The 24,741-nt window shown below is 70.6% G+C and carries 21 protein-coding genes; 13 read left to right on the plus strand and 8 right to left on the minus strand.

Going from position 1 to position 24,741, the window contains the following annotated elements; genetic code table 11:
- The first annotated feature begins 98 nt into the window (after nucleotides 1-98).
- Genes ACFY3V_RS22265 through ACFY3V_RS22285 form a run of 5 tightly spaced genes read left to right on the plus strand, consistent with a single transcriptional unit; the run spans nucleotide 99 to nucleotide 5,385 of the window.
- Nucleotides 99-1,058, plus strand: coding sequence for a ketoacyl-ACP synthase III (locus tag ACFY3V_RS22265; RefSeq protein WP_362898233.1), 960 nt, complete (start codon nucleotides 99-101; stop codon nucleotides 1,056-1,058).
- Nucleotides 1,058-1,789: a glycosyltransferase gene (locus ACFY3V_RS22270; protein WP_389775874.1), complete on the plus strand. Its 732-nt coding sequence runs from the start codon at nucleotides 1,058-1,060 to the stop codon at nucleotides 1,787-1,789. Before ACFY3V_RS22265 ends, ACFY3V_RS22270 begins: the two co-directional genes overlap by 1 nt.
- Nucleotides 1,786-2,916 (plus strand): cytochrome P450, encoded by a 1,131-nt coding sequence (locus ACFY3V_RS22275; RefSeq protein ID WP_389775877.1) that lies wholly within the window; start codon nucleotides 1,786-1,788, stop codon nucleotides 2,914-2,916. The genes ACFY3V_RS22270 and ACFY3V_RS22275 overlap by 4 nt, the downstream gene beginning before the upstream one ends.
- Nucleotides 2,913-4,400 (plus strand): AMP-binding protein, encoded by a 1,488-nt coding sequence (locus tag ACFY3V_RS22280; protein WP_389775880.1) that lies wholly within the window; start codon nucleotides 2,913-2,915, stop codon nucleotides 4,398-4,400. The genes ACFY3V_RS22275 and ACFY3V_RS22280 overlap by 4 nt, the downstream gene beginning before the upstream one ends.
- Complete coding sequence (locus tag ACFY3V_RS22285) at nucleotides 4,393-5,385, plus strand: NAD-dependent epimerase/dehydratase family protein (protein ID WP_389775883.1); 993 nt, start codon at nucleotides 4,393-4,395, stop codon at nucleotides 5,383-5,385. The genes ACFY3V_RS22280 and ACFY3V_RS22285 overlap by 8 nt, the downstream gene beginning before the upstream one ends.
- Here the strand turns inward: ACFY3V_RS22285 and ACFY3V_RS22290 are convergent.
- Complete coding sequence (locus ACFY3V_RS22290; RefSeq protein WP_389775886.1) at nucleotides 5,343-6,254, minus strand: hypothetical protein; 912 nt, start codon at nucleotides 6,252-6,254, stop codon at nucleotides 5,343-5,345. The two genes, ACFY3V_RS22285 and ACFY3V_RS22290, sit on opposite strands and share 43 nt — an antisense overlap.
- Nucleotides 6,255-6,482: 228 nt before the next feature.
- Here ACFY3V_RS22290 and ACFY3V_RS22295 point away from each other — a divergent pair, with 228 nt between their 5' ends.
- Nucleotides 6,483-7,877 carry an LCP family protein gene (locus ACFY3V_RS22295; protein WP_389775889.1) on the plus strand — a complete coding sequence of 465 codons (1,395 nt, stop codon included), beginning with the start codon at nucleotides 6,483-6,485 and terminating at the stop codon, nucleotides 7,875-7,877.
- A 255-nt stretch (nucleotides 7,878-8,132) separates the two neighbouring features.
- Nucleotides 8,133-8,693 carry a hypothetical protein gene (locus ACFY3V_RS22300; protein ID WP_389775892.1) on the plus strand — a complete coding sequence of 187 codons (561 nt, stop codon included), beginning with the start codon at nucleotides 8,133-8,135 and terminating at the stop codon, nucleotides 8,691-8,693.
- A 66-nt stretch (nucleotides 8,694-8,759) separates the two neighbouring features.
- On the opposite strand, the gene ACFY3V_RS22305 is transcribed toward ACFY3V_RS22300, so the two are convergent.
- Nucleotides 8,760-10,160 (minus strand): hypothetical protein, encoded by a 1,401-nt coding sequence (locus ACFY3V_RS22305; RefSeq protein WP_389775895.1) that lies wholly within the window; start codon nucleotides 10,158-10,160, stop codon nucleotides 8,760-8,762.
- Nucleotides 10,161-10,974: 814 nt separating this feature from the next.
- On the opposite strand from ACFY3V_RS22305, the gene ACFY3V_RS22310 reads away from it, so the two are divergent.
- Together ACFY3V_RS22310 and ACFY3V_RS22315 are read left to right on the plus strand one after the other, a co-directional pair.
- Complete coding sequence (locus ACFY3V_RS22310; RefSeq protein ID WP_362898249.1) at nucleotides 10,975-11,937, plus strand: ATP-binding protein; 963 nt, start codon at nucleotides 10,975-10,977, stop codon at nucleotides 11,935-11,937.
- Between the two features lie 63 nt (nucleotides 11,938-12,000).
- Entirely contained in the window at nucleotides 12,001-12,387 is a 387-nt protein-coding gene (locus tag ACFY3V_RS22315) for an SCO5389 family protein (protein ID WP_350941753.1), read from the plus strand.
- 125 nt (nucleotides 12,388-12,512) lie between these two features.
- Here the strand turns inward: ACFY3V_RS22315 and ACFY3V_RS22320 are convergent, their stop codons facing one another.
- Nucleotides 12,513-13,181 carry a ribonuclease HII gene (locus tag ACFY3V_RS22320; protein WP_350941754.1) on the minus strand — a complete coding sequence of 223 codons (669 nt, stop codon included), beginning with the start codon at nucleotides 13,179-13,181 and terminating at the stop codon, nucleotides 12,513-12,515.
- A gap of 172 nt (nucleotides 13,182-13,353) precedes the next feature.
- Nucleotides 13,354-14,340, minus strand: coding sequence for a LysR family transcriptional regulator (locus ACFY3V_RS22325; RefSeq protein ID WP_362898251.1), 987 nt, complete (start codon nucleotides 14,338-14,340; stop codon nucleotides 13,354-13,356).
- Between the two features lie 180 nt (nucleotides 14,341-14,520).
- Here ACFY3V_RS22325 and ACFY3V_RS22330 point away from each other — a divergent pair, with 180 nt between their 5' ends.
- Nucleotides 14,521-15,801, plus strand: coding sequence for a pyridoxal phosphate-dependent aminotransferase (locus ACFY3V_RS22330; protein WP_389775900.1), 1,281 nt, complete (start codon nucleotides 14,521-14,523; stop codon nucleotides 15,799-15,801).
- Nucleotides 15,802-15,974: 173 nt separating this feature from the next.
- Complete coding sequence (locus ACFY3V_RS22335) at nucleotides 15,975-16,619, plus strand: GNAT family protein (protein ID WP_362898255.1); 645 nt, start codon at nucleotides 15,975-15,977, stop codon at nucleotides 16,617-16,619.
- A gap of 279 nt (nucleotides 16,620-16,898) precedes the next feature.
- On the opposite strand, the gene ACFY3V_RS22340 is transcribed toward ACFY3V_RS22335, so the two are convergent.
- Nucleotides 16,899-17,384: a hypothetical protein gene (locus ACFY3V_RS22340; RefSeq protein ID WP_350941758.1), complete on the minus strand. Its 486-nt coding sequence runs from the start codon at nucleotides 17,382-17,384 to the stop codon at nucleotides 16,899-16,901.
- A 305-nt stretch (nucleotides 17,385-17,689) separates the two neighbouring features.
- Here ACFY3V_RS22340 and ACFY3V_RS22345 point away from each other — a divergent pair, with 305 nt between their 5' ends.
- Nucleotides 17,690-20,779 (plus strand): BTAD domain-containing putative transcriptional regulator, encoded by a 3,090-nt coding sequence (locus ACFY3V_RS22345; RefSeq protein ID WP_389775905.1) that lies wholly within the window; start codon nucleotides 17,690-17,692, stop codon nucleotides 20,777-20,779.
- Between the two features lie 314 nt (nucleotides 20,780-21,093).
- On the opposite strand, the gene ACFY3V_RS22350 is transcribed toward ACFY3V_RS22345, so the two are convergent.
- Nucleotides 21,094-22,560: a class I SAM-dependent methyltransferase gene (locus tag ACFY3V_RS22350; RefSeq protein ID WP_362898260.1), complete on the minus strand. Its 1,467-nt coding sequence runs from the start codon at nucleotides 22,558-22,560 to the stop codon at nucleotides 21,094-21,096.
- 140 nt (nucleotides 22,561-22,700) lie between these two features.
- Here ACFY3V_RS22350 and ACFY3V_RS22355 point away from each other — a divergent pair, with 140 nt between their 5' ends.
- Nucleotides 22,701-23,012: a hypothetical protein gene (locus tag ACFY3V_RS22355; protein ID WP_350941761.1), complete on the plus strand. Its 312-nt coding sequence runs from the start codon at nucleotides 22,701-22,703 to the stop codon at nucleotides 23,010-23,012.
- Between the two features lie 61 nt (nucleotides 23,013-23,073).
- Here the strand turns inward: ACFY3V_RS22355 and ACFY3V_RS22360 are convergent, their stop codons facing one another.
- Together ACFY3V_RS22360 and ACFY3V_RS22365 are read right to left on the minus strand one after the other, a co-directional pair.
- Nucleotides 23,074-23,670, minus strand: coding sequence for a TetR/AcrR family transcriptional regulator (locus tag ACFY3V_RS22360; RefSeq protein WP_350941762.1), 597 nt, complete (start codon nucleotides 23,668-23,670; stop codon nucleotides 23,074-23,076).
- Between the two features lie 322 nt (nucleotides 23,671-23,992).
- The gene (locus ACFY3V_RS22365; protein WP_362898263.1) at nucleotides 23,993-24,661 is read right to left on the minus strand and encodes a GNAT family N-acetyltransferase; all 669 of its coding nucleotides are present in this window, start codon (nucleotides 24,659-24,661) and stop codon (nucleotides 23,993-23,995) included.
- Between the last annotated feature and the right edge of the window lie 80 nt (nucleotides 24,662-24,741).

Consider the following 24,741-nt stretch of genomic DNA (forward strand, 5'->3'; position numbering starts at 1 on the left):
CACCGCGTTTTAGATACATTGCGCGAGCGTGTCGAGACTTCACGCTGTTCGGCTCGACGCTGTTCGGCTCGACACCGTTCAGGGATAAAGGGAGATCAATGAAAGCCCGGATCACGGGCGTCGCGACGTATCTGCCGGAGCGGACCGTGTCCAGCGCGGACGTCGAACGGCGGATCGAGGGTTACACGCCCCACAGGGGCGTCGTCGAACGGCTGACGGGAATCCGGCGCCGCCACGTGGCCAGGGACGACCAGCAGGCGTCGGACCTGGCCGTGGAGGCGGCCCGCGAACTCGACCACTCCGACGTCGACCTGCTCGTCTTCGCGTCGGCCTCGCAGGACATGATCGAGCCCGCCACCGCGCACATCGTGGCGGCCAAACTGGGACTCTCGTGCCCGGTGTTCGACGTCAAGAACGCCTGCAACAGCATGCTCAACGGGATCCAGATCGCCGAGGCGCTCATCCTGACCGGGGCGCACCGCAAGGTGCTGGTCTGCTCGGGCGAGATCCCGTCGCGGGCGATCCGGTGGCGGGTCAGGGACCGCGCACAGTTCGTCGACTCCTTCGCGGGCTACACGCTGTCGGACACCGGGGCCGCGGTCACGGTCGCCGCCGATTTGGAACGTGGCATTTTCTACCGCGACTTCGCGGCCGACTCCACGGCCTGGGCGATCGGCACCCTGCCCGGAGGCGGTTCCGCGCACCCCCGCGACCTCGAGTACTCCTACTTCCGTGGCGACGGGCGCAGGCTGAAGGACGCCTTCGAGGCGATCGGCCCGGACATCTTCCTCAACGCCCTCAAGCGCACCGGACTGACCTGGGACGACTTCGCCGTCGTCGCGGTACACCAGGTGGCGCTGCCCTACCTGCGCTTCCTGGCCGAGGTGCTCGACATCCCCGAGGACAGGCTCGTGGTCAGCCTGCCCGAGCACGGCAACTGCGCCTCGACGACGCTTCCGCTCCAGCTCACCCTGGGCGACTGGCGACCCGGCGACCGGGTGGCGCTGCTCGGGCTGGGCGGCGGGATCAGTACCGGTGTGATGCTGGCGGAGATGTGATGGACCTCTGGGTGATCGTTCCCGCCTACAACGAGGCCCCCGGCATCGAGGCGACACTACGGGCCCTGGCCGAGCAGGACGACCGGGACTTCACGCTGCTCGTGGTGGACAACGCGAGCACCGACGGCACCGCCGAGGTCGTACGGCGGCACGGTGTCCAGGTGGTCGTCGAGACTCGGAAGGGCACCGGCGCCGCCTCCGACACCGGCATGCGCCACGCCATCGCGCACGGGGCGACCCACCTGGCCAGGACCGACGCGGACTGCCTGCCCCGCCCCGACTGGGTGCGCAACATCCGGCGGGCCTTCGGCGACGGGCTGGAGATGGTCGGCGGGCAACTGAGACCCAGGACCGACGAGTTCCGGCTGAAGTTCTGGGAGCGCCACCTCATCCCGTTCGTGGTGGAGGTGGCGGCGACCTTCGGACGCTTCCGGCCCGGCAACAGGGACCCGCGCTACCTGGGCCCGTACGTGATGATGCCCGGCGCCACCCTCGCCATCACCGCGGACCTCTACGAGCGCGCGGGCGGCTTCCCCAGGACCGCGATCGAGGAGGTCCACGAGGACCGCGCCCTGGTCAACCGGGTGCGCACGCTCACCCCCGCGTACGCCTCGCGCCGTGACGTGGTGGTCTTCGGCTCCGTACGCAGGCTGCGGGCGTACGGCCTCGCGGGCACCCTCGCCTGGTACGCCGACCACCACTACCGGCCGGAAGTGATCGACGTCCGGTGAACCACGAGACCCGCCTCCACCTGGCCGCCCACCCCTTCGCCTACCCGCTCATGCGGCTGCTGGCCCGGCTCGGGCCCGTGGTGCGCGTCCCCGGTCTGGGAGTGGTGGTCAACGACGCCGCCGTCGCGCGGGCCGTGCTGATGGACGAGCGGTTCCGCAAGGACGGGCCGGGTTCGCCCGGCGACCTGTGGACGCCCGTGCTCGGTCCCTCCGTGCTGCTCAACATGGAGGGCCCCGGCCACCTCGCGCTCCGCAGGAAACTGATGCCGCTGTTCACCGCCGGGTACGTGTCCTCTCTGGTGGAAGACGTGCTCCGCGGGCCGCTCGACGATCTCTCCGCCCGCTTGGGAAAGGGCGAGACGGTCGACCTGGTGGACGCCATGCGGCTGATGGCCGGGGCGGTGATCTGCCGGGTGATCGGGCTGGGCGAGGTCTCCGAGGCGCGGGCGAGGGAACTTTTCGCGGACGGGGAGCGGGTCGTCTCGATGGTCTCGCTGCGCTCGCGGCGGCTGTCCGACCGGCAGGTGGCCGTCGCCAGGCGGGTGCTGGACCGGATCGGGGACATCGCGCAGGCCGCCTACGAGGCCGGGGACGAGTCCACGGTGATGGGCCGGATGCGGGCGCAGGGGCTGTCCGTGGCCGAGGCGCGGGGCGCGGCGGGGGCGTTCTTCCTGACCGGTACCGAGACCGTCGCCACGTTCGTCCCCCGGCTCGTCGCCCTCCTGCACGACCACGGCACCCAGGTCGGCGACCTGGACAGGGTGATCGAGGAGGCGATGCGGGTCACCACGCCGACCCCGCTGATGCTGCGCTCGGTGGCCGCCGCCGCGCACGTCGGCGGCACGGCGGTACGCCCCGGCGACCGGATCCTGATCGTCACCCACAACTGCGCCAGGGCGTACGGCCCGTTCGACCCCTCCCGCGCCCACCCGCCCGAGCTGCGCAGGCTCTGGTTCGGCGCGGGCCCGCACTTCTGCATCGGCTACCCGCTCGCCCTCGCGGAGATCCGGGCGGTGGCCTCCGTCCTGCTCTCCCACCGGGTGCGCGTCGTGCGGCGACGGGCGGCCAGGCGGGTCCTCATTCCCACGTACGAGCATCTGTGGATCGGCCGGGCGGGAGCCTCGTGAACGACATCGTCAGCGGGATCATGACAATCGCCGGGCGGGAGCCGGGGCGTACCGCGATCGCCGACGGGCGGGGCCGCGAGATCACCTACGGCGAGCTGGCCCGTCGGGTGTCGGCGGTCCGCGACGCGATGGGCGGAGGCCGGCCGGGGGACGGGGTGCTGTTCGCGGTGCGGCCGGGGGTGGACGCGGTGGCGCTGGCGCTGGGGGCGGTGGCGGCGGGCGGGACGCTCGTCCTCGCCGACCCCGGCCTGGCCCCCGACGTGCTCGCGGCCCGCATGGCCGCGACCCGGCCCGCCTGGGTGATCAGCGAGTCCCTCCTCTACACCCTGAGCGGCCCGCTCAGGCGCCTCGCCCGCCGCCGTGGGCTGCTGCTGCCCGACCTCGCGGACCCGCTTCCCGGCCACCCCGTCCGTCACCTGTACACGGGCCCGTGGCTGCCGGGAGTACCCCGCGGAGCGCTGCGGCTCTCCCGTGTCCTGCGACGATCGCCCGCCGTTCCCGCCCTGGAGGGGTACGGGACGGATCCGGACCAACCGGCGGCGGTGATCTTCACCTCGGGGACCACCGCGCGTCCGCGAGGGGTGGTGCACACCCGTGGGTCGCTCGCGGCCGGACTGGAGATGTTCAGGAGCGCGTTCCCGCTCGGTCCCGGTGACGTCGTGCACACCGACCAGCTGATGCTCGGACTCCCCGCGCTGCTGGCCGGGGCGACCTGGTCCCTGCCCGGGGGCGGTGACCTCGCCGCGGAACTGGCCGCGCGGCGGGCCACCCACACCTTCGCCGTACCGGTGCACCTGGACCGGCTGCTGCGCGAGACCCCCAGGCTCCCCGGGACCCTCCGCTACCTCCTGCTCGGCGCCGCTCCCGCCCCGCCGGGCGTGCTCCGCCGCGCGATCGAGGCCGGGCCCGAGGTCCTCTCGGTCTACGCGATGACCGAGGCGCTCCCCATCGCGGTCGCGTCCGCCCACGAGAAACTGGCCCAGGCCGAGGGGGATCTGCTCGGGGAGCCCCTGCCCGGCGTCGGGGTCCGGGTCGCCGAGGACGGCGAGTTGTTCGTCTCCGGCCCGCACCTTGCGCGGCGCTATCTCGGCGAGGAGCCGCTGCGGGAGATCGCGACCGGTGACCTGGTCAGGCTCGAAGGGAACCGGCTGGTGCTGCTCGGCCGGAAGAAGGACATGATCCTCCGCGACGGGGTCAACATCTACCCGGGCCTGTACGAGTCCGGCATCGCGGCGCTGCCCGGGGTCGCCGAGGCCGCGATCGTCGGACTCTCCGACCCCGAGACCGGGGACGAGGAGGTCGTGCTGGCCGTCGTTCCCTCGGAGGGCTACGACGAGGGCCTGCTGCGCAGGGCGCTTCCCGAGATCGTGGACGCCGCGGCCCTGCCCGACCGTATCGAGCCGCTCGACGCCTTCCCCCGCTCGGGACGGGCCGACAAGCTCGACCGGGCCGCCCTGCGAGAGCTGGTCACCCGCCGTGCCTGAGCACCCCACCCTGCCTGAGCGACCCGCCGCGGCCGAGCGACCCGTCGGGCCGGGCGGGCGGCCGAGGGTCGCGGTGACGGGCGCCTCCGGATTCGTGGGCGGCGCGGTCTGCCGGGCGGCCGTGGCGCGAGGCTGGACGGTGCGGGCCTTCGGCAGGCGACCCGCTGTGGACACCGGGCACCTCGGCGGCGCTCCGTACACGTCGTGGGACCTCCGCACCCCCCGGCCCGCGACACCCCCGATCGAGGTGGACGTGGTGATCCACTGCGCCGGGAGCGTCACGGACTGGGGATCGCCACGCGACATCTGGGCCGCCAACGTGGACGGCACCCGCAACGCCGCCGCGGCCTTCCCGGGCGCCAGGTTCGTGCACCTCAGCACGGCGAGCGTCTACGACCCGTTCCGGCCGACCGTGATGGCCGTCGAGGACACCGCCCCGGTCGGGCGGTACGCCAACGCGTACGGCGCCTCGAAGGCCGCCGCAGAGAGATGCCTGGAACGGGCGGTCATCCTGCGACCGCACGCGATCTACGGCAGGGGGGACACCACGCTGCTTCCCCGGGTCCTCCGCGCGGTCAGCGGCCGCAGGCTGCTCGCGGTGGGCGACGGGCGCCAGCGGATCAGCCTGACCTCGGTGGACAACCTGGTCCAGGCCTGCCTGCTCGCCGCAGAAGGCCCGGTCGATCACGGCGTCTTCAACGTGACCGACGCCGAGCCCGTCGTGCTCGACGACGCCCTGCGCGCGATCCTCGCGGAGCGCGGCATCGACGCCGAACCGCACTATTTGCCGCTCGCGCTGGTGGATCCCCTCGCCGCCGTCGCCGAGACCGTGTCACGGCTGCTCCGGCGCCCGCGCCCGCCCCGGCTCACGCGCTACGCCGCGGGCCACCTGGCCGTCGAGCGGACCCTCGACATCACCGCCGCGCGCACCCGGCTCGGCTATCACCCCTCGGAGACGTCCTTCGAGGGGTCCGCGGGCTGGTGACGACGGTCCTCGAGCACCGCGGCCGCGAACCTGGAACGGACGCGCTTTCCCTTGACGACGAAGGCGGTCGCCGCCACGAGCAGGCCCAGCGTGAAGAGCACGCGCAGGCCGTCCCTCAGGAAGGCGGTCAGCGCGTCGAATATCGCGGCCACGGCGGAGTACGACATGCCGCCGGTGGCGGAGGCGGGCAGGTAGACGTTGCGGATCACGGACAGGACGACGGCCAGCGCGAGCATGCTCGTGGCCAGGCCGAGTCCGGCGCCGATCAGAGCGGCGCACCGGTCGCGGGGCAGGAGCACCCCCGTGACGATCAGTGCCGGTGACAGCCCCAGCAGGACCCATTTCAGCGAGATCAGCCTGTCGTAGAAATTGTCGATCACGAAAACGGCGGAGGTGGGCAGCAGCAGGGTGACCGGGTGCGTGCTGGGCAGGCGGGACGCCTCTCTCACGCCGACGACCTTCAACCTCCGCTTGACCAGTTCGTACACCGGGGCGAGGTCGTAGCCGACGCCGTCGTCCGCCATGCCGGGATTCGGGGCGTGGCCCAGGATCGCGAGGAGCCTGCGGTGTGTCTGCCGGTTGACCTCCACCCAGGCGACGGCGAAGTCGTTGTCGACGCCGGACTTCACCGTCTCGCGGACGACCTCCCCGCCGACCGAGACGCCCAGCGCGCGCAGCCGCACGACGACCTCGTCGGTGACACGATCCGTGATGGCGTTCCTGACGTCCGGGTGAGCGGCCAGCGGGGCCACGTTCTCGATGTAGCGGTCGGGGTCGGCGATCTCGTTCGCCGCCCAGTAGGCGGTGAGGGCGAAGGGGGCGAGGAGGCACCCGAGCACGATCAAAATCGAGCCGATCACCGTACGCACGGACTTCCCTAACCGCATTACCGGGAAATCCCCGCGTTTGCCAGGCAAAACCGGTTACGACCTATTTTTGACGTGAACTTGGAGATCAATGTCATCCCGACGGCGAAATCTGGTTTACAAACCTTGACCCGCCGCCCTCAGCGCGTCGAACAACCACATAGCCGATTCACCCGAAAACCGTTACTAACCTGCGACGTATTGGTCTGACGGACGGGAGATGTCACGGCTATGGCAGGCAATACGGGGCGAACAGGCGTCGGATCGAGCCTGGCACTGACACTGGGCTCAGCCGTTCTGTGGGGTCTGGCCCACGTCTGGGTGGGCCGCCGCCTGACCGGTGCCATCCTGATGGGCATCGAGTTGATCCTCGCCGCGGCCGTCGCGACCGCCGTGCTGACCGCCGGTCCCTCCCTGCTCTCCCTCGCCGTACAACCCTCCTGGCTCTGGGTCTTCGCCCTCACCGCGATGCTGGTCGCCGGCGTGACGGTCGCCGTGACCATCCGCTCCCACCTGCTGGTGCGGCCGAAGACGGTGTCGCCTGCGGCCCGCTACCTCTCCGCCGCGGCCGTCGGGGTGATATGCGCGCTGGTGGTCGCTCCGATGATCTACACGGCCAAACTGGCCTACATCTCGCACGGCGTCGTGACCTCGGTGTTCGCGGAAAGCGTCGCGCCGATCCCGGTGGACCCGTGGAAGGACGTGGACCGGCTCAACATCCTGCTTGTCGGCGCGGACGCGGCGGCCAACCGGATCGGCGTGCGCACCGACAGCATGACCGTGGCCAGCATCGACCCCAGGACCGGAGACACGGTGCTGTTCGGCCTGCCCAGGAACCTGGAGAACGTCCCGATGCCGCCGGGTCCGGCCCGCGAGCGCTTTCCCTACGGTTTCCAGGGCGAGCCACCGTACACACCGGGCATGCTCAACGAGATCTACCAGTACGCCGAGGACTATCCCGAGATGGTTCCCCGGCAGAGCAAGCGGCACCGCGGCCCGACGCTTCTGAAAAGAACGATCGGCGGCATCCTCGGCCTCGACATTCCCTACTACGCGATGGTCGACATGAGGGGCTTCGTGGAAATCGTCAACGCGATGGGCGGTGTACGGGTCCGCATCAAGGATCCCATCGTGTACGGCAGGCAGAACGAGGGCCTGATCGAGGCGGGAAAACGGAAACTCTCGGGCGAGGAGGCGCTCTGGTACGGCAGATCCCGCACCTACAGTGACGACTACGTGCGGATGGGCCGCCAGAAGTGCCTGCTGAACGCCGTCGCCAAACAGGCCGACCCGGTGACGGTCTTCAGGAGCTTCGAGAAACTGGCCGCCGCCGCCGTCGACACCATCTCCACCGACATACCTCGGCAGTTGCTGCCCGACCTGGTCGAACTGTCGGAGAAGGTGAAGAACTCCAGGATCAGGAGTCTCCAGTTCGTCCCCCCGCTCATCTACTCGGGTGCGCCCGACTACCACCTGATCAGGCGCGAGGTCACCGCCACCCTGGCGGCGCCGCCCGCTCCGCCCCGCTCCGTATCCGCCGCACAGGCCGGAGACCAGGGGAAGGCGGGCGAATACGCGGAGACAGTCGAGACAAAGGCCGTCGTCCTCGATTCCGCCTGCCACTGACGAACCGGCCGAGACCGGAGAACTCGTTGGGCCCGAACGCTCCGGTGGAGCACAGGACCGGCAGGGCGACGAACCAAAGAACCGGCTAACCAGCGGATCGCGGACTGAGGGCCGGCGGACCGAGGGCCAACGAACTGATACGCCGACGGCCTCACGGATGACGGCCCAGCGCCGTGTCCGGCGCGTTGAGAGCGCCCACGAGGTCCAGAATGCTGTTATGGAGTGATTACTTAGTGTGACAACGGAGGTTAGAGGATGAAACACCACCTGGCGAGCGTGAGCCTGCTCGCCGCGATCGCCGCACCCGCTGTCGGATGGCCACTCGCCTGGGCCGATCCGGTCCCCTCGGTCTCCATCTCCCTCGACGACGGAGCGAGGGAGACCACGCCCGGCGCGGAGAACACCTACACACTCCGTCTCAGCAACCAGGGAGGCGACCGGTTGAAGCGCGTCCTCCTGGTGCAGTCCCTGCCACCGTCGATGACCTTCGTGAAGGCCGACGCCGGAGGGCATGTGGAGCAGGGCAAGGTGGCGTGGACGGTGAACGTCCCGCCGGAGAAGGACACGATCGTCCACGTGAGCGCCCGGGTGGGCGCGGTGGCCGGCGCGGCGGTGCAGAACCTGGCGACGACGGCCTGCGCTCGCAGGAGCGCCACCGGCCCCGTACTCGCCTGTGCCACGGACATCAACACCGTGGCCCCACCGAAGGAGACGGCCGCCTGGGTCCTGCCCGTCTCGCTGGCCGCCGCCGTCGCCGCCGGGCTGGCGACCGCCGCGCTCCTGTTCCGCCGCGGTCGCCGGGGCCGACCGGTCTGATCCGGCGCGACGAGCGCCCGGCCAAGGTCCGCGCCGGCCTCTACGCCGACCACGGCCCGTACCCGGCTAGGTTCTCCCTGGCCGGGTACGCAGCCGCAGGGCCAGCCCGAGGCCGGAGAGCAGGAGTCCCAACAGGGCCGGCCCGAGCGGCGGACCAGTGAACGGCAACGAGGGGCCGGCCGACACCTCGCGAGGCCCACGGGGGAGACAGGGGACCGAGAAGGATCGCCCCCGGCCCGGCACGCACGACGGGTCGGAGACCGGCTCCGGCACCCGCGCGGGCGCCGGTTTCCGATCCCGGCCGGGAACCGGAACCGGCGCGGGCACAGAACCGGGAACGGAATCCGACTCGGGAACCGACGCCGGCCCGGAGTCCGACTCAGGAACCGGCACCGACGCGGAGTCCGACCCGGGTACCCGCGTCGGCGCGGAATCCGCCCCGGAAAGCGGCACCGGCCCGGAGTCCGACTCGGGCGCGGGTGCCGAGCCGGGAGCCGGAACCGGCGCCGAGTCCGCCTCGCGATCCTCGGGCCCGAGCGTCCCGGTGCCCGTCGTCCTCTGTACGGCGACCCGCTGCGCGCAGCCGAGCCCCGTACCGGGGACGGGCGCGGCACGCCTCGCGGACCACGGCACCGGGTCCGGGCAGTTCGTCCCACCCCCGAGGGCCTGGACGGCGCTGTCCAGCACCCCGTCCCCGGTGGCGGAAGTACCGACGGTCACGCTGTAGGTGACCGTGACCGTCTCGCCCACCCGAATGTCCCCGGCCCAGTTCAGCTTCGGCGCGCCGTACGAGAGGGTGCCGCTTGTGGCCCGCGCGTCGCCGTTGTAGACCGCGTCGTCGAGGACCCTGGAGAGTTCCCCGGTGAGTGTGGCACCGGGATAGGTGGCGTTGCCGACGTTGCCGACGGTGATCGTGTAGGCGACCGTCTGGCCGGGGTCGGCGGTCTCGCTGTCTGCGGTCATGAGGACGTACAGCAGCGGCAGGCCGATCCCGCCGAGGTTTCCGCAGGCGCGATCGGCCGACCCGGCCTCGCAGTTGGAGCCCTCGGGCCCGACCAGTTCGCCGGAGAGACGTAGGTCCCCCGCCGGGGGGTCGTTCACCGTGACGCCGTAGGTGACCGTCACCGTCTGCCCGGCGGCCACGTCGCCGGTCCAGGCCACCCTGGGTTCGGCGAAGGAGACCGTGCCCGACGTGGCCGACTGGTCGTGGCCGAAGCTCGCGTCGTCGAGCAGCCCCGACAGGTCATCGGTGAAGGTGAGGCCCGGGTAGGCGATGTCACCGGTGTTGCGCACCTCGACGGTGTAGGTGACCTTCTGGCCGGGTTTCGCGAGGACGGGCGAGGCCGTCTTGGTGATCTTGATCTCCGGCTTTCCCACCCTCGCCGTACGACTCTCGCCGCCAAAGGCCCCTCGCGCGCTTCGCCTCCCCGCCACGAACGCGGGAGCCCGCCTTCCGGTCACGAACACGGGAGTCCGCCTCCCCGTGAACACGGGAGCCCGCCTCCCCGTGAACACGGGAGCCCGCCTTCCCGTCACGGACGCGGGCGAAGACACCCCGTTCTCCTTCCCCGCGGATACGGACGAGGGTTCCCTCTTCTTCCTCGCGACCCGCACGTTCTTCTCCACGACCCGCACGGCCGAGGACTTCCCGTCCATCGTCGTCCGGGGAACCGGGGCCTCCGCCCGGACGGACGGCGAGGACACCTCCGCCACCCCGGTCCGGGAGGCGGCGAGAGTGAGCGACGGCGTCACGAGCACCGCGAGCGCGACACTCCACGCGGCGAATCCACCGATCCCCCGCGGGGAAGACCTCCCGCGGGGAGACCACCGCTCGGAGAACCGCCGTTCAGGAACCCGCCGTTCGGAAACGCGACGCGACCAGGTACCGGTACGTGCCACCAGAGCCCCTTGCTGATCCTTGTCCACGATCTCACCGGGGGGTCAAGATCAACCAACTCGGGAGGGGATACCCGGACTGGCCGGATCTCATCGGCGCCGATGGCAAACATCCGCCCCGCCGATCCCCAAGCCGGTTGTCGAGTCCGTACAGGAGACCGCGAAGCGGTAACAGCGGATCTTTGGCACCGGTCATGACATGGCAGACGTTTCCCCTCACACCTTTCGCCGATATTTGTCATGAGACATCACCTTTATTGGCATTTACCAGGCGAGCACGCCTCCCCTCTTCCCCGCGATACGCGTCACGCGCCCCCGCCCGTCGTGGCATGATGGGCCCTCCGAGGTCTTGAAATGATTTTCATAATCAGATTGGATCGTTGTTGTGAGGGTGGCATTCGTCGGTAAGGGCGGCAGCGGCAAAACGACCCTGTCGGCGCTGTTCGCGAGATACGTGGCGAGCCGGAGCGGTCCCGTGGTCGCCGTCGACGCCGACATCAACCAGCACCTGGGCATGGCACTGGGGCTGGCCGAGAGTGCGCTGCCCAGGCCGATGGGCTCGCACCTGACCGAGATCAAGGAATACCTGCGGGGCGACAATCCCCGCATCTCCTCGGCCGCCGCGATGGTCAAGACCACCCCGCCGGGCTCCGGCTCGCGGCTGCTCCGACTCGACGAGGACGACCCGATCCACACCGGATTCTCCGTCGTCACGCCGGAGGGGCCCCGGCTGATGGTCACCGGGCCGTTCAGCGAGGACGACCTGGGGGTGGCGTGTTACCACTCCAAGGTCGGCGCCGTGGAGCTCTACCTCAACCACCTGCTCGACGGTGCGGGCGAGTACGTCGTGGTCGACATGACGGCCGGGGCCGACTCCTTCGCCTCGGGGCTTTTCACCCGTTTCGACATGACCTTCCTGGTGGCCGAGCCGACCCGCCAGGGCGTGAGCGTCTACCGGCAGTACCGCGACTACGCCGCCGACTACGGCGTGCCGATCGCGGTGGTGGGCAACAAGATCCACGGCCCCGGGGACGTGGCCTTCCTCCGCGATCAGGTCGGCGACGACCTGCTGGTCTGCCTGGAGCACTCCTCGGCGATCCGCGCGATGGAGCAGGGCCGCCCCTTCACTCTCCAAGACCTCGAACCGGCCAACTCCCAAGCCCTGGGCACGCTTCTCGACCGTCTCGACAGCCAGGAGAAAGACTGGTTCCGCTTCGGACGCCAGGCGGTGCAGTTCCACCTCCGCAACGCGACGGCCTGGGCGAACAGGGCGACGGGCGAGGATCTGGCGGCCCAGATCGACCCCGGCTTCGTCTTCGGGCCCACACGAGTGTCGCTCTCCCGCTAGGTGGAGCGATCGGTAGGCCCGACCTAGTGTCTGATGAATCCCCTTCTGTGAGGAGAACGCAGCATGTCGCTGACCGTTTCGAACGATCTTCTCGACCAGGCCAAGGCCGGTGAGGTGGACGACGCGGCATTCGTCACCTGTGTCAGAGACTCCCTTCCTTACGCCTGGTCGCTCATCAGCGGCCTGGTCAAGGAGCGCGAGGACACCGGTGCCGAATTCGCCGACAACACGGTGCCCCCGCCGGACGAGGCCGCTCGCGGCCAACTCCTGCGCGCTCTCGCCAGCGACGCCATGCGCGGCGCCCTGGAGCGCCACTTCGGGGTGAGACTCGCCTTCCAGAACTGCCACCGGGTCGCCGTCTTCGACCCGACCGCCACCGGCGCCCACGCGGAGTTCGTCACCGCCAGGTCACAGATCCTCAACCAGTCGCCCGAGCTCGTCGACTGCTGACGGCCTCGTTCCGAGGCGGACCGCCTTCCCCGGTCTCGTCCCGGCCTCCGGACCGGTTTCATCGCGTCCGGCCGGCCCCGGCCGGACGTCACCGGGCGGGCCGGAGGCCCCATATAAAGGGGCGTCTATCCGAAAAGCCCGAGTTGGCCCTCTCCGGCCAGCGGGTTGCGATGCCTCTTGAGGTGGCGCCACCGGGGAAGGTCGTCCAGATAGGACCAGGAAAGGCGGTGATGCTCCGTAGGGCCGAGGGAGGCGAGCGCCGCCTGGTGAACCGGCGAGGGGTATCCCGCGTTGTCGGCGAACCCGTACTCCTCGAAACCGAGTGAGGCCATGTAGGTGTCCCGCCGGACCTTGGCGATCACGGAGGCCGCGGCCACGGAGACGCAGGAGAGGTCGCCCTTGACCTCGCACCTGACCGGCCAGGGCGCTCCCAGATAGTCATGCTTCCCGTCCAGAACGACCACGTCGGGACGGACGGGAAGCCCGGCCAGCGCCCTCCTCGCCGCCCTGCGCAGGGCCTCGGTCATCCCGAGTTCGTCGATCTCCTCGTGGGACGCCTCGCCGTACCCGATACCGGCCGCCCAGGCGGTGATCTCGGAGACCATGGCGGAGCGGCGGGCGGGGGTGAGCAGTTTCGAGTCGGTGAGTCCGGCGGGCGGTTCCGACAGGTCGGTGACCACGGCGCAGACCGCCACCGGACCGGCCCAGGCTCCGCGCCCGACCTCGTCCACCCCGGCGACCAGTTTGGAACCGCCGTCGTTCAGCAACCGCTCAAGGGCGTAGGTGGGAGGCACGTGCCGACGTTACCGGGACGCGAGCCTCCGGGAGCCGTCTCGCTCGAACACCACCCTCATCAGACACCGTCCTGATCGGGACCCACCTTCGAGCGTCACACCAGCCGAGCCCTCGGAGTCCGGTCAGGCATCACCTCCGAACCTCACACCCGCCCGGGCCTTCGAAGCCCGGTCAGGCATCACCTCCAAGCCTCACACCGGACAGACCTTCGGAGTCCGGACCCTCCCTGGACGCCGGCTCGACCCCCTCCAGGTCGGCGGCGAGGAGTCGCGCGGCGACGTGGACGGCCCTGAGGGTGACGGACACCGCGGGGCGGTGGACGCTGGACGATCGAGCCACGGCGTACACGACCCGGCCGACCGACGGACCGGGGAACCGGCGGACGGCGATGCCGCGGACCCCCGCGGCCAGCGCCAGGGCGGGGACGGCCGCGATGCCGATGCCCTTGGCGACGAGGCCGATGATCGTTCCCAGCCCTTCGAACTCCCAGGTAACCGGCCGGTGCCCGCCGACGTCGGCCATCAGCCTGTCCACCGCCAGCCGGGAGGGCTCACCGTCCGGAGTGGCCATCCAGGGCTCGTCGCGCAGATCCCACAGGTCGACGGGGACGTCGGGGGAGGCGAGCCTGTGCCTGCGCGGCACCACGAGCACCAGCGGGTCGCGCAGCAGCGGGAAGACCCGCATCGTGTCGGGCTCGCGCATCCGGCCGTACCAGTCGTCGACCAGGGCGATGTCCACCTCGCCCGACTGCACCTCGCGCATGCCGCGTCCCGAGCGGGCCTGTCCCATCCGCAGGGTGAGCTCGTCGTGCCGTCGCAGCGTCCTGGCGAGCGCGGGCGCGAAGGCCACCGCGGCGGTCGGGAAGGCGGTCACGGTGACCCGCCCCGACGGGGTCGCGGCCTGTGCCGACAGGTCCGACTCCGCGCTCTCCACCATGGCCAGGATGCGCTCGGCGTGCTCGACCAGGCGGCGCCCCGCGTCGGTCAGCTCCGCGCTCCTCGCGGTCCTGTCGATGAGCACGGCTCCCGCCTGGCGCTCCAGCGCCGCGAGTTGCTGCGAGACCGCCGAAGGACTGTAGCCCAGGGAGGCCGCGGTGGCCGCGATGCTGCCACGTCGGGCGAACTCACAGATCAGCGCGAGCCTCCGTAAATCAAGCATCAGTTTTCCTTACGCCCACCCACGACAACCGAAGCTTGTCCTGATGCCGTCCATCCCAGCAGGCTTGAAGACGTTCCACAACGTTCCCCAGACGACCACGACGTACCGCTGCGTTCTGCCGCGTTCTGTCGCGCTCCGTAGCGTTTTCGTGGTGTTCCGCGACGAGGTAAGGACCCCGCGATGAGCGTCACCCTTTCCGCCACCCTGGCGGCCAACGAGGACATCGAACGAAGACGGCGCGCAGGTGAGAGCGTGCTGCACCTGGCCTTCGGTGAGGCGGGCCTGCCCGTTCATCCGGCCCTGCGCGAGCGGCTGATCGCGGCGTCCGACCTCAACGGGTACGGACCGGTCGCCGGCGCGCCCGCGCTGCGCGAGGCGGCCGCCGGTTACTGGTCACGGCGTCACCTGCCCACCGATCCCGACCTGGTGGTCTGTGGTCCGGGAAGCAAGCCCCTGCTGTACGGCCTGCTGCTGGCGATCGGCGGCGACATCGTGCTGCCGATGCCGAGCTGGGTCAGCTACGCCGCCCAGACCGAGCTGGTCGGAGCGCGTTCCCTGCTCGTTCCGACGCCCCACGGCGAGGGTGGGGTGCCGGACCCCGAGCGTGTGGCCGCGGCGGTGAGGCGCGCCCGCGCCCAGGGGCGAGACGTGCGCTCGCTGCTGGTCACGCTTCCCGACAACCCCGCCGGCACGCTGGCCAAGGCGTCCACGATCCGGCGGATCGCCGAGGTCGCCCGCGAGCTCGATCTGACGATCGTCTCCGACGAGATCTACCGCGACCTGGTCCACTCCCCGGCCACCGCTTTCCTCAGCCCGGCCGACGTCGCCCCCGAGCGGACCGTGATCACCAGTGGGCTCAGCAAGAGCCTCGCCCTGGGCGGTTGGCGGATCGGCGTGGCCCGCCTCCCGTCGCCGCTGCTGCGCGACCGGCTCCTCGCGGTGGCGAGCGAGATCTGGTCCAGTCCCGCCGCGCCGGTCCAGCAGGCGGCGGCGTACGCCTACACCGAGCCGCCGGAGCTCGTCGAGCGGGTGGACCGGAGCCGTGAGCTGCACGGCGCGGTGGCGCGGGCGGTGTACGAGCGGTTCGTCCGCGCGGGGGTGCGGGTGGATGCGCCTCAGGGCGGTTTCTACCTCTACCCCGACTTCACCGGGCTCGACTTCGCCTCCTCCGCCGACCTGGCCGCGTACCTGCTCGACCGGCACGGTGTCGGCGTGCTTCCCGGCCACGCCTTCGGTGACGACCCCGAAGCCCTGCGGGTGCGGGTGGCGACGAGCCTCCTGTACGGCGAGACGACGTCGCTGCGGCTCGCCGCGCTCGACGCCGCGGACCCCCTGGAGTTGCCCTGGATCTCGGCTTCGCTGGATGATCTGAGCGAGGCGCTGACCGCCCTGCGCGCGACGCGTCAGGCATCCCGCTCCCACGTGCGTCTCCCGCTCGTCACGGCTCCCGCGACGGGGTGATCGCACCCCGTCGCGGGAGGGTTCCCGCGACGGGTTCTCCACGGGGTTTCAGCGGCTCCCACCTGCGATTTCTCCGTGGAGAGGCCCACCCGTCACGGACGTCCCCCGATGCTCACCAAGATGTCTCGCACTGTTTGGCATCAGGCGTGGTGAGGAGCCCCCATGATGTGCTCATGCCCGCTTTCGTCACCCTGTCCGGGCGCCTCGTGCGCCTGGAACCGCTCAGCCTCGCGGTCGTCGACGACCTCGTCGCCGCGGCGAGTGAAGACCGTTCCACCTATACCTTCACTCGTGTCCCCAATGGCCGGGACGAGATGGTCTCCTATGTGGAGGCCGCTCTGGCTGAGCAGGCGGAGGGCCGCACGATGCCCTTCGCCATCCGGTGGCTTCACACCGATCGTGTGGTCGGTGCCACCCGTCTCATGCACCTGGAGTACTGGCAGGGGCCCATGCCCTGGCCGCCGGGCGCTCGTGGGGCGGTGGGCGATGTCCCGTCCGTGGCGGACATCGGTTACACCTGGCTCTCCGCCTCCGCGCAGGGAACCGGTATCAACCGCGAGAGCAAGTACCTGATGCTCTCCCTCGCCTTCGAGACCTGGCAGGTCCACCGCATAACCCTCAAGGCCGACATACGGAACGTACGCTCCCGGGCCGCCATCGAAGCCCTCGGCGCACACCTCGACGGTGTGCGGCGGGCGGAGAGCCGAGGCGCCGACGACACGGTCCGAGATACCGCGTACTACTCGATCTTGAGCGCGGAATGGCCGGTCGTCCGAGAACGGATGCACGCGCGGATGGGCCTCGCCCAGGCCGCGTGAGACGGACGCCTGACAGGTGCGGGAATACGAGGAGAACGGTTGACCGAAAAGGCCATAGTTATATAACCAGAGCAAAACACTGCAAATAGCACTTTGATCATTTAAAGGAACAAAAGGCCCGCCCGAATTTTCGGGCGGGCCTGGTGTTCGTCCGGTGCCGTACGCGAGTCGCGGCTCACATGATCACCGGGTCGAGCGGAGATCGCGGGCGGAGGAGGACACTGGTATATGGATACCACCGGTACGGGCTACCGGATGGGTTCGCCGAAGACCTCTGGGTCACTCCTCGTCGTCGGAGTCGACCTCGTAGATGTAGTTCCACTTACCGCACAGCGTCTTCTTGGCCTGGTGCCTGTCCCAGTAGCAGACCCTGACCTGCAGGTTGTCGACCTCGTCCGCGACGTAGTGGAAGTTCTGGTAGCCGCTGGTGCCGCACTTGCGCGCCCAGGTGTAATCCTCGTCGCCGTCGTGGTTCTCGAACTTGAACTGGGCGTAGCCGCAGAGCCGGCTCGGCGAGTACTTGTCGTAGAGCCTGCCCTGGACGTGGAGGCGGTCGGCCCCGTCGACCCACACGCTCCCCCTCGCCTTGGCGCGGGAGTCGTCGTAGTACTTGGAGTAGTAGTAGCCCCAGGGCTCCGCGTCGTAGCCGCTTGAGGCGGTGAGAGTGGCGGAGGCGGAGGCGGGGGAGGCGAGGGCGGGAACGCCGATCGCGACAACGGCGGTGGCGGCGGCGAGACCGAGAAGTTTGCTGATCGAGCGGCGCATGATGGTTCTCTCCTTGAGGGGTGCGGCTCCTTTCTTTCTTCAGGAGCCATGGCTCATTGATAGGCGCGCATGCCTGCATCGCACTTACAGAGCCTTTATCCATGCCTGCAATCCGCTGACATGTCGGGCACGGCCGCCCCCGTATGGGGCCATGCCCGACAGCGCCAAGCATCCGCCGCAGGGCTCAACGGCCGATTGACGTGCAATCAACGTCCCGGCGAACAACCAACCCTCCGCCTACGAGGGAAGCGACGGAGGATCTATCATTTGGCCATAAAACTTTCCTTTGGGCGGAGATTCGGGAAATGGCTGTTCAGGGCAGCGGAGACGGACTGCGGTTCGCCGTGCTCGGTCCTGTCCAGGCATGGCGCGACGGCTCCGAGCTCGATCTGGGCACCCCACTGCAACGTTCCATCCTGGCGATGCTCCTGCTCAGGGAGGGTCGGGCGATCACTCCGGCCGAGATGATCGACGCGATCTGGGGAGACGACGCCCCGCCCCGCGCGCTCGGCGCCCTGCGCACCTACGTCTCCCGGCTGCGCACGGTGCTGGAGCCCGGCAGGTCCCCGCGCACCCGTCCCGAGCTGCTCACCTCCGTCGGCAGAGGCTACGCGCTGCGGCTGAACGACAACTCCTTCGACCTGCTCCTCTTCGAACGCGGTGTCCAGGAGGCCGAGGTGGCGCGCCGCGAGGGCGCCCTGGCCCGGGCCGCGGAGAGCCTGCGTGCGAGTCTGGCGCTGTACACCGGCGACCCGCTCGCCGGAGCCGTCGGCCCGTACGCCGAGCACCAGCGCGGACGGCTCGCCGAGCGCCGGATGAGCGTGCTCGAGGTCCTGATGGACCTCGACCTGGAGCTGGGCAGGCACGCCGACGTGCTGTCCGAGCTGATCGCGCTCACCGCCGACCACCCGCTGCGCGAGCGGCTCCGAGCCCAGCTGATGCTCGCCTACCACCGGTGCGGGCGCAGCGCGGAGGCGCTCGCGGCCTTCGCCGACACCCGCGCCACGCTGATCGAGGAGCTGGGCATCGAGCCGGGCTCCGACCTGACGAGCATGCACCAGCGCATCCTCACCGGTGACCCGGCCCTCACGCCGACCCGGCCCGTCCCCGCCGGAGCCGACGAGGTCACGGCACCGTCCGCGCAGGAAACCCCCGAGCCGGATCCGGAGCCCGCGAGGGCGACGGCGACGCCCCCGGAGCTGCCGCGACCGGCGCAGCTGCCTGCCGCCGTGAACGACTTCACCGGCCGCCGCCAGATCATCGCGCGGCTCCGCGCGCTGCTGTCGTCCGGTGGCGGCTCCGAGGGTGTGCCGGTGGCGGCCATCTCCGGTATCGGCGGCGTGGGCAAGACGGCCCTCGCCGTGCACGTCGCCCACGCGATGCACGACCTGTTCCCCGACGGTCAGCTCTACGCCGACCTGCGCGGATACGGCGAGGAGCCGACCGCGCCCGAGTCGGTGCTCGCGGCCTTCCTGCGCGGGCTCGGACTGCCCGCCGACGCCATCCCCGACGGCCTGGCCGAGCGGTCCGCGCTGTTCCGCTCGCTCCTCGCCGACCGGCGGATGCTCGTGCTGCTCGACAACGCCCGCGACGCCGACCAGGTGAGCGAGTTGCTCCCCGGCTCCGCCGGGTGCGCGGCGATCGTGACCAGCCGGGGCAAGCTCGCCGACCTGGCCTCGGCCAGGCTGATCGACCTGGACGTCATGGAGCCGGAGGAGGCCCTCGCGCTGTTCGGCATCGTCGCCGGCGTGGAGAGGGTGGAGGCCGAGCGCGCCGCCACCATGGACGTGGTCGCCGCCTGCGGCTTCCTGCCGCTCGCGGTGCGGATCGTGGCGGCGCGCCTCGCGGCCAGACCCTCCTGGACGGTCGCCTCCCTGGTGCCCCGGCTCGCCGACGAGCGCCGCCGCCTGGACGAGATGCGCGTGGGCAACCTCGCGGTGGAGTCGACCTTCGCCCTCGGGTACGGCCAGCTCACCCCCGCCCAGGCCCGCGCGTTTCGGCTGCTCTCCCTGCCGGGAGGCCCGGACATCTCGATCGGGGCCGCCGCCGGGTTGCTCGCGCTGGACCCGATGGACACCGAGGACCTCCTTGAGTCCCTGGTGGACGCCAGCCTGCTCGAAGCCCCGGCCCCCGGCCGCTACCGCTTCCACGACCTGCTCAAACTCTTCGCCCGCCGCGTCGCGGAACGGACCGAGAACGCGGCCGAGGAGAGCTGCGCCGCGGGCGAGACGAGGCGGGGCGAGCGGCGCGGAACCGGTGTGAGCGTGACCGTCGGCGGGGAGAGCGAGGCGGCGCTGCGCCGGCTGCTCGACTTCTACCTGGCGTCCGCGCGCTCGGCGCACCGCCTCGCCTACGAGGGCAGCACGATGGCCGACCTGCTGGGAGTCACGGGGACCGGTCACGTCTTCGCCTCCGCCGACGAGGCGGTGGCCTGGCTGTCGGTGGAGGCGGAGTCGCTGTTCGCGTCGATCGCCCAGGTGACCTGCGCGGACGAGGCCGACGAGCTGCTGCCGGGGGCCGACCTGCTGCTCGCGATGGAGCCGCTGCTGGAGTCGGGGAGCCACGCCCGCGAGTTCGAGGGCCGGACGAGGGAGATGCTGGCCGTCGCGCGGCGGCTCGGCGCCGTCTCCAGCGAGCTGCGCTGCCGCTACGTGCTCGGGCGGGTGCTGTTCGGCGCGAACCGGCTCGCCGAGGCGGAGGAGGAGTTCCGTACGGCGCTGGAGCTGTCGGCCGGAGGCGACCGCATCGTCACCGGCGAGACGCTCAACGCGCTCGCCGTCGTGGCCGGGCGTCGGCGCCGCCACGCGGAGGCCCTGGCCTGGTTCGACTCGGCGCGCGAGGCGTTCAGAGAGGTCGGGGCACGGGGCGGGGAGGCGCTGACGCTCAGTTACTCCGCCCGCGACCACCTGTTCCTGAAGCAGCCGAAGGAGGCGATCGCCGCCGCCGAGCAGGGGCTCGCCCTGTTCATCGAGATGGGCTCCAGCGCGGGCACCGCGAGGGCCCGCTACCACCTGGGGATGATCCTGTCGCGGGTCGGCCGGCTGAACGAGGCCGTCCACCACCACGCCGAGTGCCTCGCCTTCTTCAGGGCCAGCAAGCAACGGGTCTGGGAACAGCGGGTCTGCTCCCGGCTCGCCGAGACGTTCATCAACGCGGGCCGTTTCACCGACGCGGCCCGTCACGCGGAGCAGGCACTCACCGTGAGCCGGGAGATCGGTCACCCGTACGGCGAGGCGCAGGCCCTGTCGGTGTTAGGCACCGCGCTCAACGGGCTCGGCGAGGTCGAGCGCGGCCGGGGCTGCCTCGAACGCGCCTACGACCTGTTCGGCAGGCTCGGAGCACCTGAGGCCGAGGATCTGCGTCTTCTGCTGGAGCGCGACCAGGTCGACAGCTGATCCCAGGCCGTCGTACAGGTCGTCGTCGAGACGCGTCATCCAGACGTGGTTGATCACCGGCGTTCCCCTCGCAGTCGGACCCCGTGTTTCGGGGCGGGTGTGGAGGTCCGGCCGGCCGTCTGACCCGGGCGACGCGTAGGGGGCCCGGTCATCCGGTGCGTCGCCCGCGGGTCGGCCGCCTCACTGTGACGGTCGGCCGGACGTGGCACGGACCCTTCACCCCCCGGGTCCGTGCCCCACGGCCAGAGCTTCGCCCACGGCGTTTGCCATCCGATTGACAAGTGATAGCGACGATATCCACAGGCTGTGGACAGTCACCCTGTGGATATGTGGAAAAACCCCTCCGCGATCAGCGGGCGAAGAGCCGCGGGGGCCTTTGTCCGCAGGTCATCGTGGTCCTCGCCGGTCAGTTCCGCGATCGCGGCGAGCAGCGGATCCAGTGGATAATCACCGTCGCAGACCCCCGCGAGCGCGGCTTCCACGGTCCCGACCACAGCCCTGCGACGCAGCCCCCCGCTTTGCCTGAGAACGATCCGCGCCGGGTCCTCCGCACCCGGCGGGCCGATCCTCTCCTCCAGCACCCCCTCGGCCACCACAAGCCTGGAGCCGAGCAACTCGGCGTCACTCAGCCGGTGCGCTGCGGCGATCGCACCGAGCACCTCGTCCACATATCCACCGACCGGCAGTTCCACCGGCCCCCCGTACTCCTCCACCCGCACGACAGGATCGAGACTCCCGGAGTCGTTCAGCGTGATCCAGCCGAAGCCGATCCCGGTGACGTTCGCGGCCTCGAACCAGCCGAGCCAGTTATCGTAGAGTTCGCGGTAGCGCGGGGTGCCCTGCTCCGCGGCGTCCCTCAGCCACAGCTCGACGTACTCGGCGGGATCCTGGACGTCACGCTGCACCACCCAGCCGTCACAACCGGTCCCGGTGAGCCAGCCGCCCACCCGGTCGCGCCAGTCCTCCCCGTCGACGTGCAGCCAGTTCGCCAGCAGGTGGCAGGTGCCGCCGGGCGCGAGGTGACGAGGCACGCCCCGTACGAGATCACGGCAGAAGCCGTCGGCGTGGAAGCCCGACTCGCGGTAGGTGAACCGGCCGGCAGGGGAGATCACGAACGGCGGGTTGGAGACGACCAGGTCGAAGTGGTCCCCCTCGACGGGGTCGAACAGGGAGCCCAGCCGGACGTCGACGTCGACGATCCCGGACAGCGCCCAGCTGAGACGGGCCAGCTCCAGCGCGCGCGGGTTGACATCGGTGGCCGTGATCTCCTCCGCCCTGCCGGCTAGGTGGAGGACCTGCACCCCGCACCCGGTCCCCAGGTCCAGGGCACGCCCGACGGGACGGCGGGAGGCGAGCTGGGCGAGGTTCGCCGAGGCGCCGCCCGCGCCGACGACGTGGTACGGGCTCAGGGCCGGGTCTCCCGGCCTCACCTTGCGGTCGGAGACGACGTAGCCGCCGGGGGCGTCGGCGGCGGTGTCCCAGGGCTGCAGGTGGACCGCAGAGGTGACCCGGTCGCCCTCGACGGTCACCAGGCCCGCGACGGCCAGTTCCTCCACGGGCAGGGCCGTCGGCACCCGTCTCGCCTCCACGGGGACGCCGAGCCACCACAGCCGGATCAGGGTGGCGAGCGGGTCACCTTCCGCGGTGGCGCGCAGGGCGGGCACCGTCTCCTCGCGGGAGAGCGCGGTGGCGGCGACGCCGCCGAGACGCTCGCGGACGCCGTCGATGGTGTAGCCGGTGTCGAGCAGAAGCCCTCTGAGCCGGCCAGGCAGATCGTTCACGGGGCAATCCTCGCATCGGGCACGCCCGAACGCTCCCGGTGATGAGACTGTTACCCACCGAGGTAAGCGTTCTGCAAGCGGACTTCAAGCGATAAGCGGTACTTCTTGGTAGCCGCACCACACGCTTCAAAGGATCCTTGATGTTGATCCCCTGCTTCGCCTGCGAGACCCGTTTCCACCCCGACGAATACTTCCGCGCCTGCCACGACTACCACCGTGGCAAGGACCTGGTCGCATGGACCTGCCCGCGGTGCGGCAATCGGGATGAGTTACGGGTCTTTCCCGGAGAGCTGGGGTTCGGCTACGCCCGGCGTGGCGGGTTCGACGTGTCCGACCGGGTGCTGGTGCCCGGCCTGCGGCGCCGACGTCAGGACCTTCGGCTGGACATCTCACTGGACGAGGACGTCTGGCGGGTGTCGACGCGGACGCGTCAACTGGTGGGGGCGCGCTGATACCGCTCCGGCCCGGAAAAGCCCCCGTGATCCGGGCCGGAGTATCGGCGGCGCCACGACCTCAGGGGTTTCGCTGCCTCAGGCTCTGCCAGGCCGCGTCACAGAGGCCGCTGATCTCGTCGGGGGTGGGCTGGTGCGCGCCGGCGAACCACAGGCGGCACATCTCGGTGGCCGGCCCCAGCCAGAGCACGTAGCACATCGTCGGGTGAACGGGCTGGAGCAGGCCGTCCTTCATGTGCGGACGCCACCACTCGGAGACCTTCCTGAAGAACGCCCTGCGCGACTCCGACACCTCGGTGCCGCCCGGCTCGTCGCGCCTGGGCGGCCGCTCGCTGATGAGCAGGTGCGCCCGCTCGCGGTGCTCGCCGCTCCAGGACATGTGCATGGCGACGATGGCCTCGATGCCTCCCCGAGCGCTCTCGTGACGCTGGAGTTCGGCGAGGAACGCCTCCTGGTACATGTGCAGGGTCTCCGCGTACAGGACGCCGAAGACGTGTTCCTTGCTGGCGAAGTGGTGGTAGAAACTGCCGACGCTGACGCCGCTCTCCTCGCGGAGGCTCGCCAGGGTGGTGGCCGAGACACCGTCCTGGCTGAATCGGCGGAGAGCCCCCTCGACGATCCTGGTGCGGCCGTCGCGTCCGTTCTTGGCGGTCTTCACGGATCCATGGTGAGGCAACAGAACCTTGTTCCGCAAACTGCCCGGAAACCGGCTTGGACCATGTCGATCATACCGCCCGCCCTCGGGGCCGCGTCGTCGTCCCGGCGCCCGGCCACCCGTGCTCCCATACCTCCCGACCAGGGGCCTCCGTCCGGCGAATCCCGGTGGGGCCGGCACGGGAATCGGCCGTAAGAGTTCGGCGCCGCCGTCACCGTCGAGCCCGAACACCCCGCTCACATGGGAATCGGCCGTAAGAGTTCGGCGCCGAACCCGTTCGGCGAACCCCGGGACGACCCGCGCGAGGACCGGCCAGGGGTGGCGTTCAACGGAGAACCTGTGCGGTCACCTCGACCATGCCGGAGGAGGCACGCATGGTCGCCTCCGGCCACATCCCGCGGACCATGGACAGGACCTCGCGGTTGTCCCCGAGCACGTCCATCCCCACCGTCACGGCACCCCTCGCCTCCGCGCGGCGCATCAGGGTCCGGATGAGCCGGGAGCCGATCCCCATCCCCTGCCACTCGTCGCTCACCACCACGGCGATCTCGACGTCGACCTCCTCGCCCCGACAACTCATCGCGTGCCCGACGAGCACGTTCCCCCGCACGGCGAGCAGGGCGTCGCGCCGCTCGTCCACCGCGAGCAGCGTCCTGACGAAGCTCGCACTCGGGCGGCTCATCCCGGCGAAGAACCTCAGCGCCCGCGTGCGCGGCGACAGCCCTCCGAGGAAGCGGCGGATCCCCTCCTCGTCGCCCGGCCGCGCGGGCCGGATCTCCACGGCGGCCTCCGACAGCGCCGCGACGTCCCCCGAGGCCGCCCCGACACTTCCGGACACGTCCCCGGATGCGGCCGTGCCCGCTCCGGCCTCCCATGTGACGTGCCCGGATGCGGCGAGGATGCCCTCGGCCCCCTGGGTGACGTTCCCGCACACGACCGGGATGCCGGCGGACCCCGGTACGCCACCCGCCGGCACCAGCTGAGTTCGCATCATGAACTCAGACTCTCGCAGCACACCTGAGTATGTCAACTAGACTTAGACCCACGTTGGAGGTGGTGCGATGGCGACTTACG

This window comes from Streptosporangium sp. NPDC000095 (assembly GCF_042899335.1).
In the GTDB taxonomy this organism is placed as follows: Bacteria; Actinomycetota; Actinomycetes; order Streptosporangiales; family Streptosporangiaceae; genus Streptosporangium.

Coding starts and splice junctions, on each gene's coding strand:
- ACFY3V_RS22265 (WP_362898233.1), top strand. CDS start 99: ATGAAAGCCCGGATCACGGGCGTCGCGACGTATCTGCCGGAGCGGACC.
- ACFY3V_RS22270 (WP_389775874.1), top strand. CDS start 1,058: ATGGACCTCTGGGTGATCGTTCCCGCCTACAACGAGGCCCCCGGCATC.
- ACFY3V_RS22295 (WP_389775889.1), top strand. CDS start 6,483: ATGGCAGGCAATACGGGGCGAACAGGCGTCGGATCGAGCCTGGCACTG.
- ACFY3V_RS22300 (WP_389775892.1), top strand. CDS start 8,133: ATGAAACACCACCTGGCGAGCGTGAGCCTGCTCGCCGCGATCGCCGCA.
- ACFY3V_RS22315 (WP_350941753.1), top strand. CDS start 12,001: ATGTCGCTGACCGTTTCGAACGATCTTCTCGACCAGGCCAAGGCCGGT.
- ACFY3V_RS22325 (WP_362898251.1), bottom strand. CDS start 14,340: ATGCTTGATTTACGGAGGCTCGCGCTGATCTGTGAGTTCGCCCGACGT.
- ACFY3V_RS22330 (WP_389775900.1), top strand. CDS start 14,521: ATGAGCGTCACCCTTTCCGCCACCCTGGCGGCCAACGAGGACATCGAA.
- ACFY3V_RS22335 (WP_362898255.1), top strand. CDS start 15,975: ATGCCCGCTTTCGTCACCCTGTCCGGGCGCCTCGTGCGCCTGGAACCG.
- ACFY3V_RS22340 (WP_350941758.1), bottom strand. CDS start 17,384: ATGCGCCGCTCGATCAGCAAACTTCTCGGTCTCGCCGCCGCCACCGCC.
- ACFY3V_RS22345 (WP_389775905.1), top strand. CDS start 17,690: ATGGCTGTTCAGGGCAGCGGAGACGGACTGCGGTTCGCCGTGCTCGGT.
- ACFY3V_RS22355 (WP_350941761.1), top strand. CDS start 22,701: ATGTTGATCCCCTGCTTCGCCTGCGAGACCCGTTTCCACCCCGACGAA.
- ACFY3V_RS22365 (WP_362898263.1), bottom strand. CDS start 24,661: ATGATGCGAACTCAGCTGGTGCCGGCGGGTGGCGTACCGGGGTCCGCC.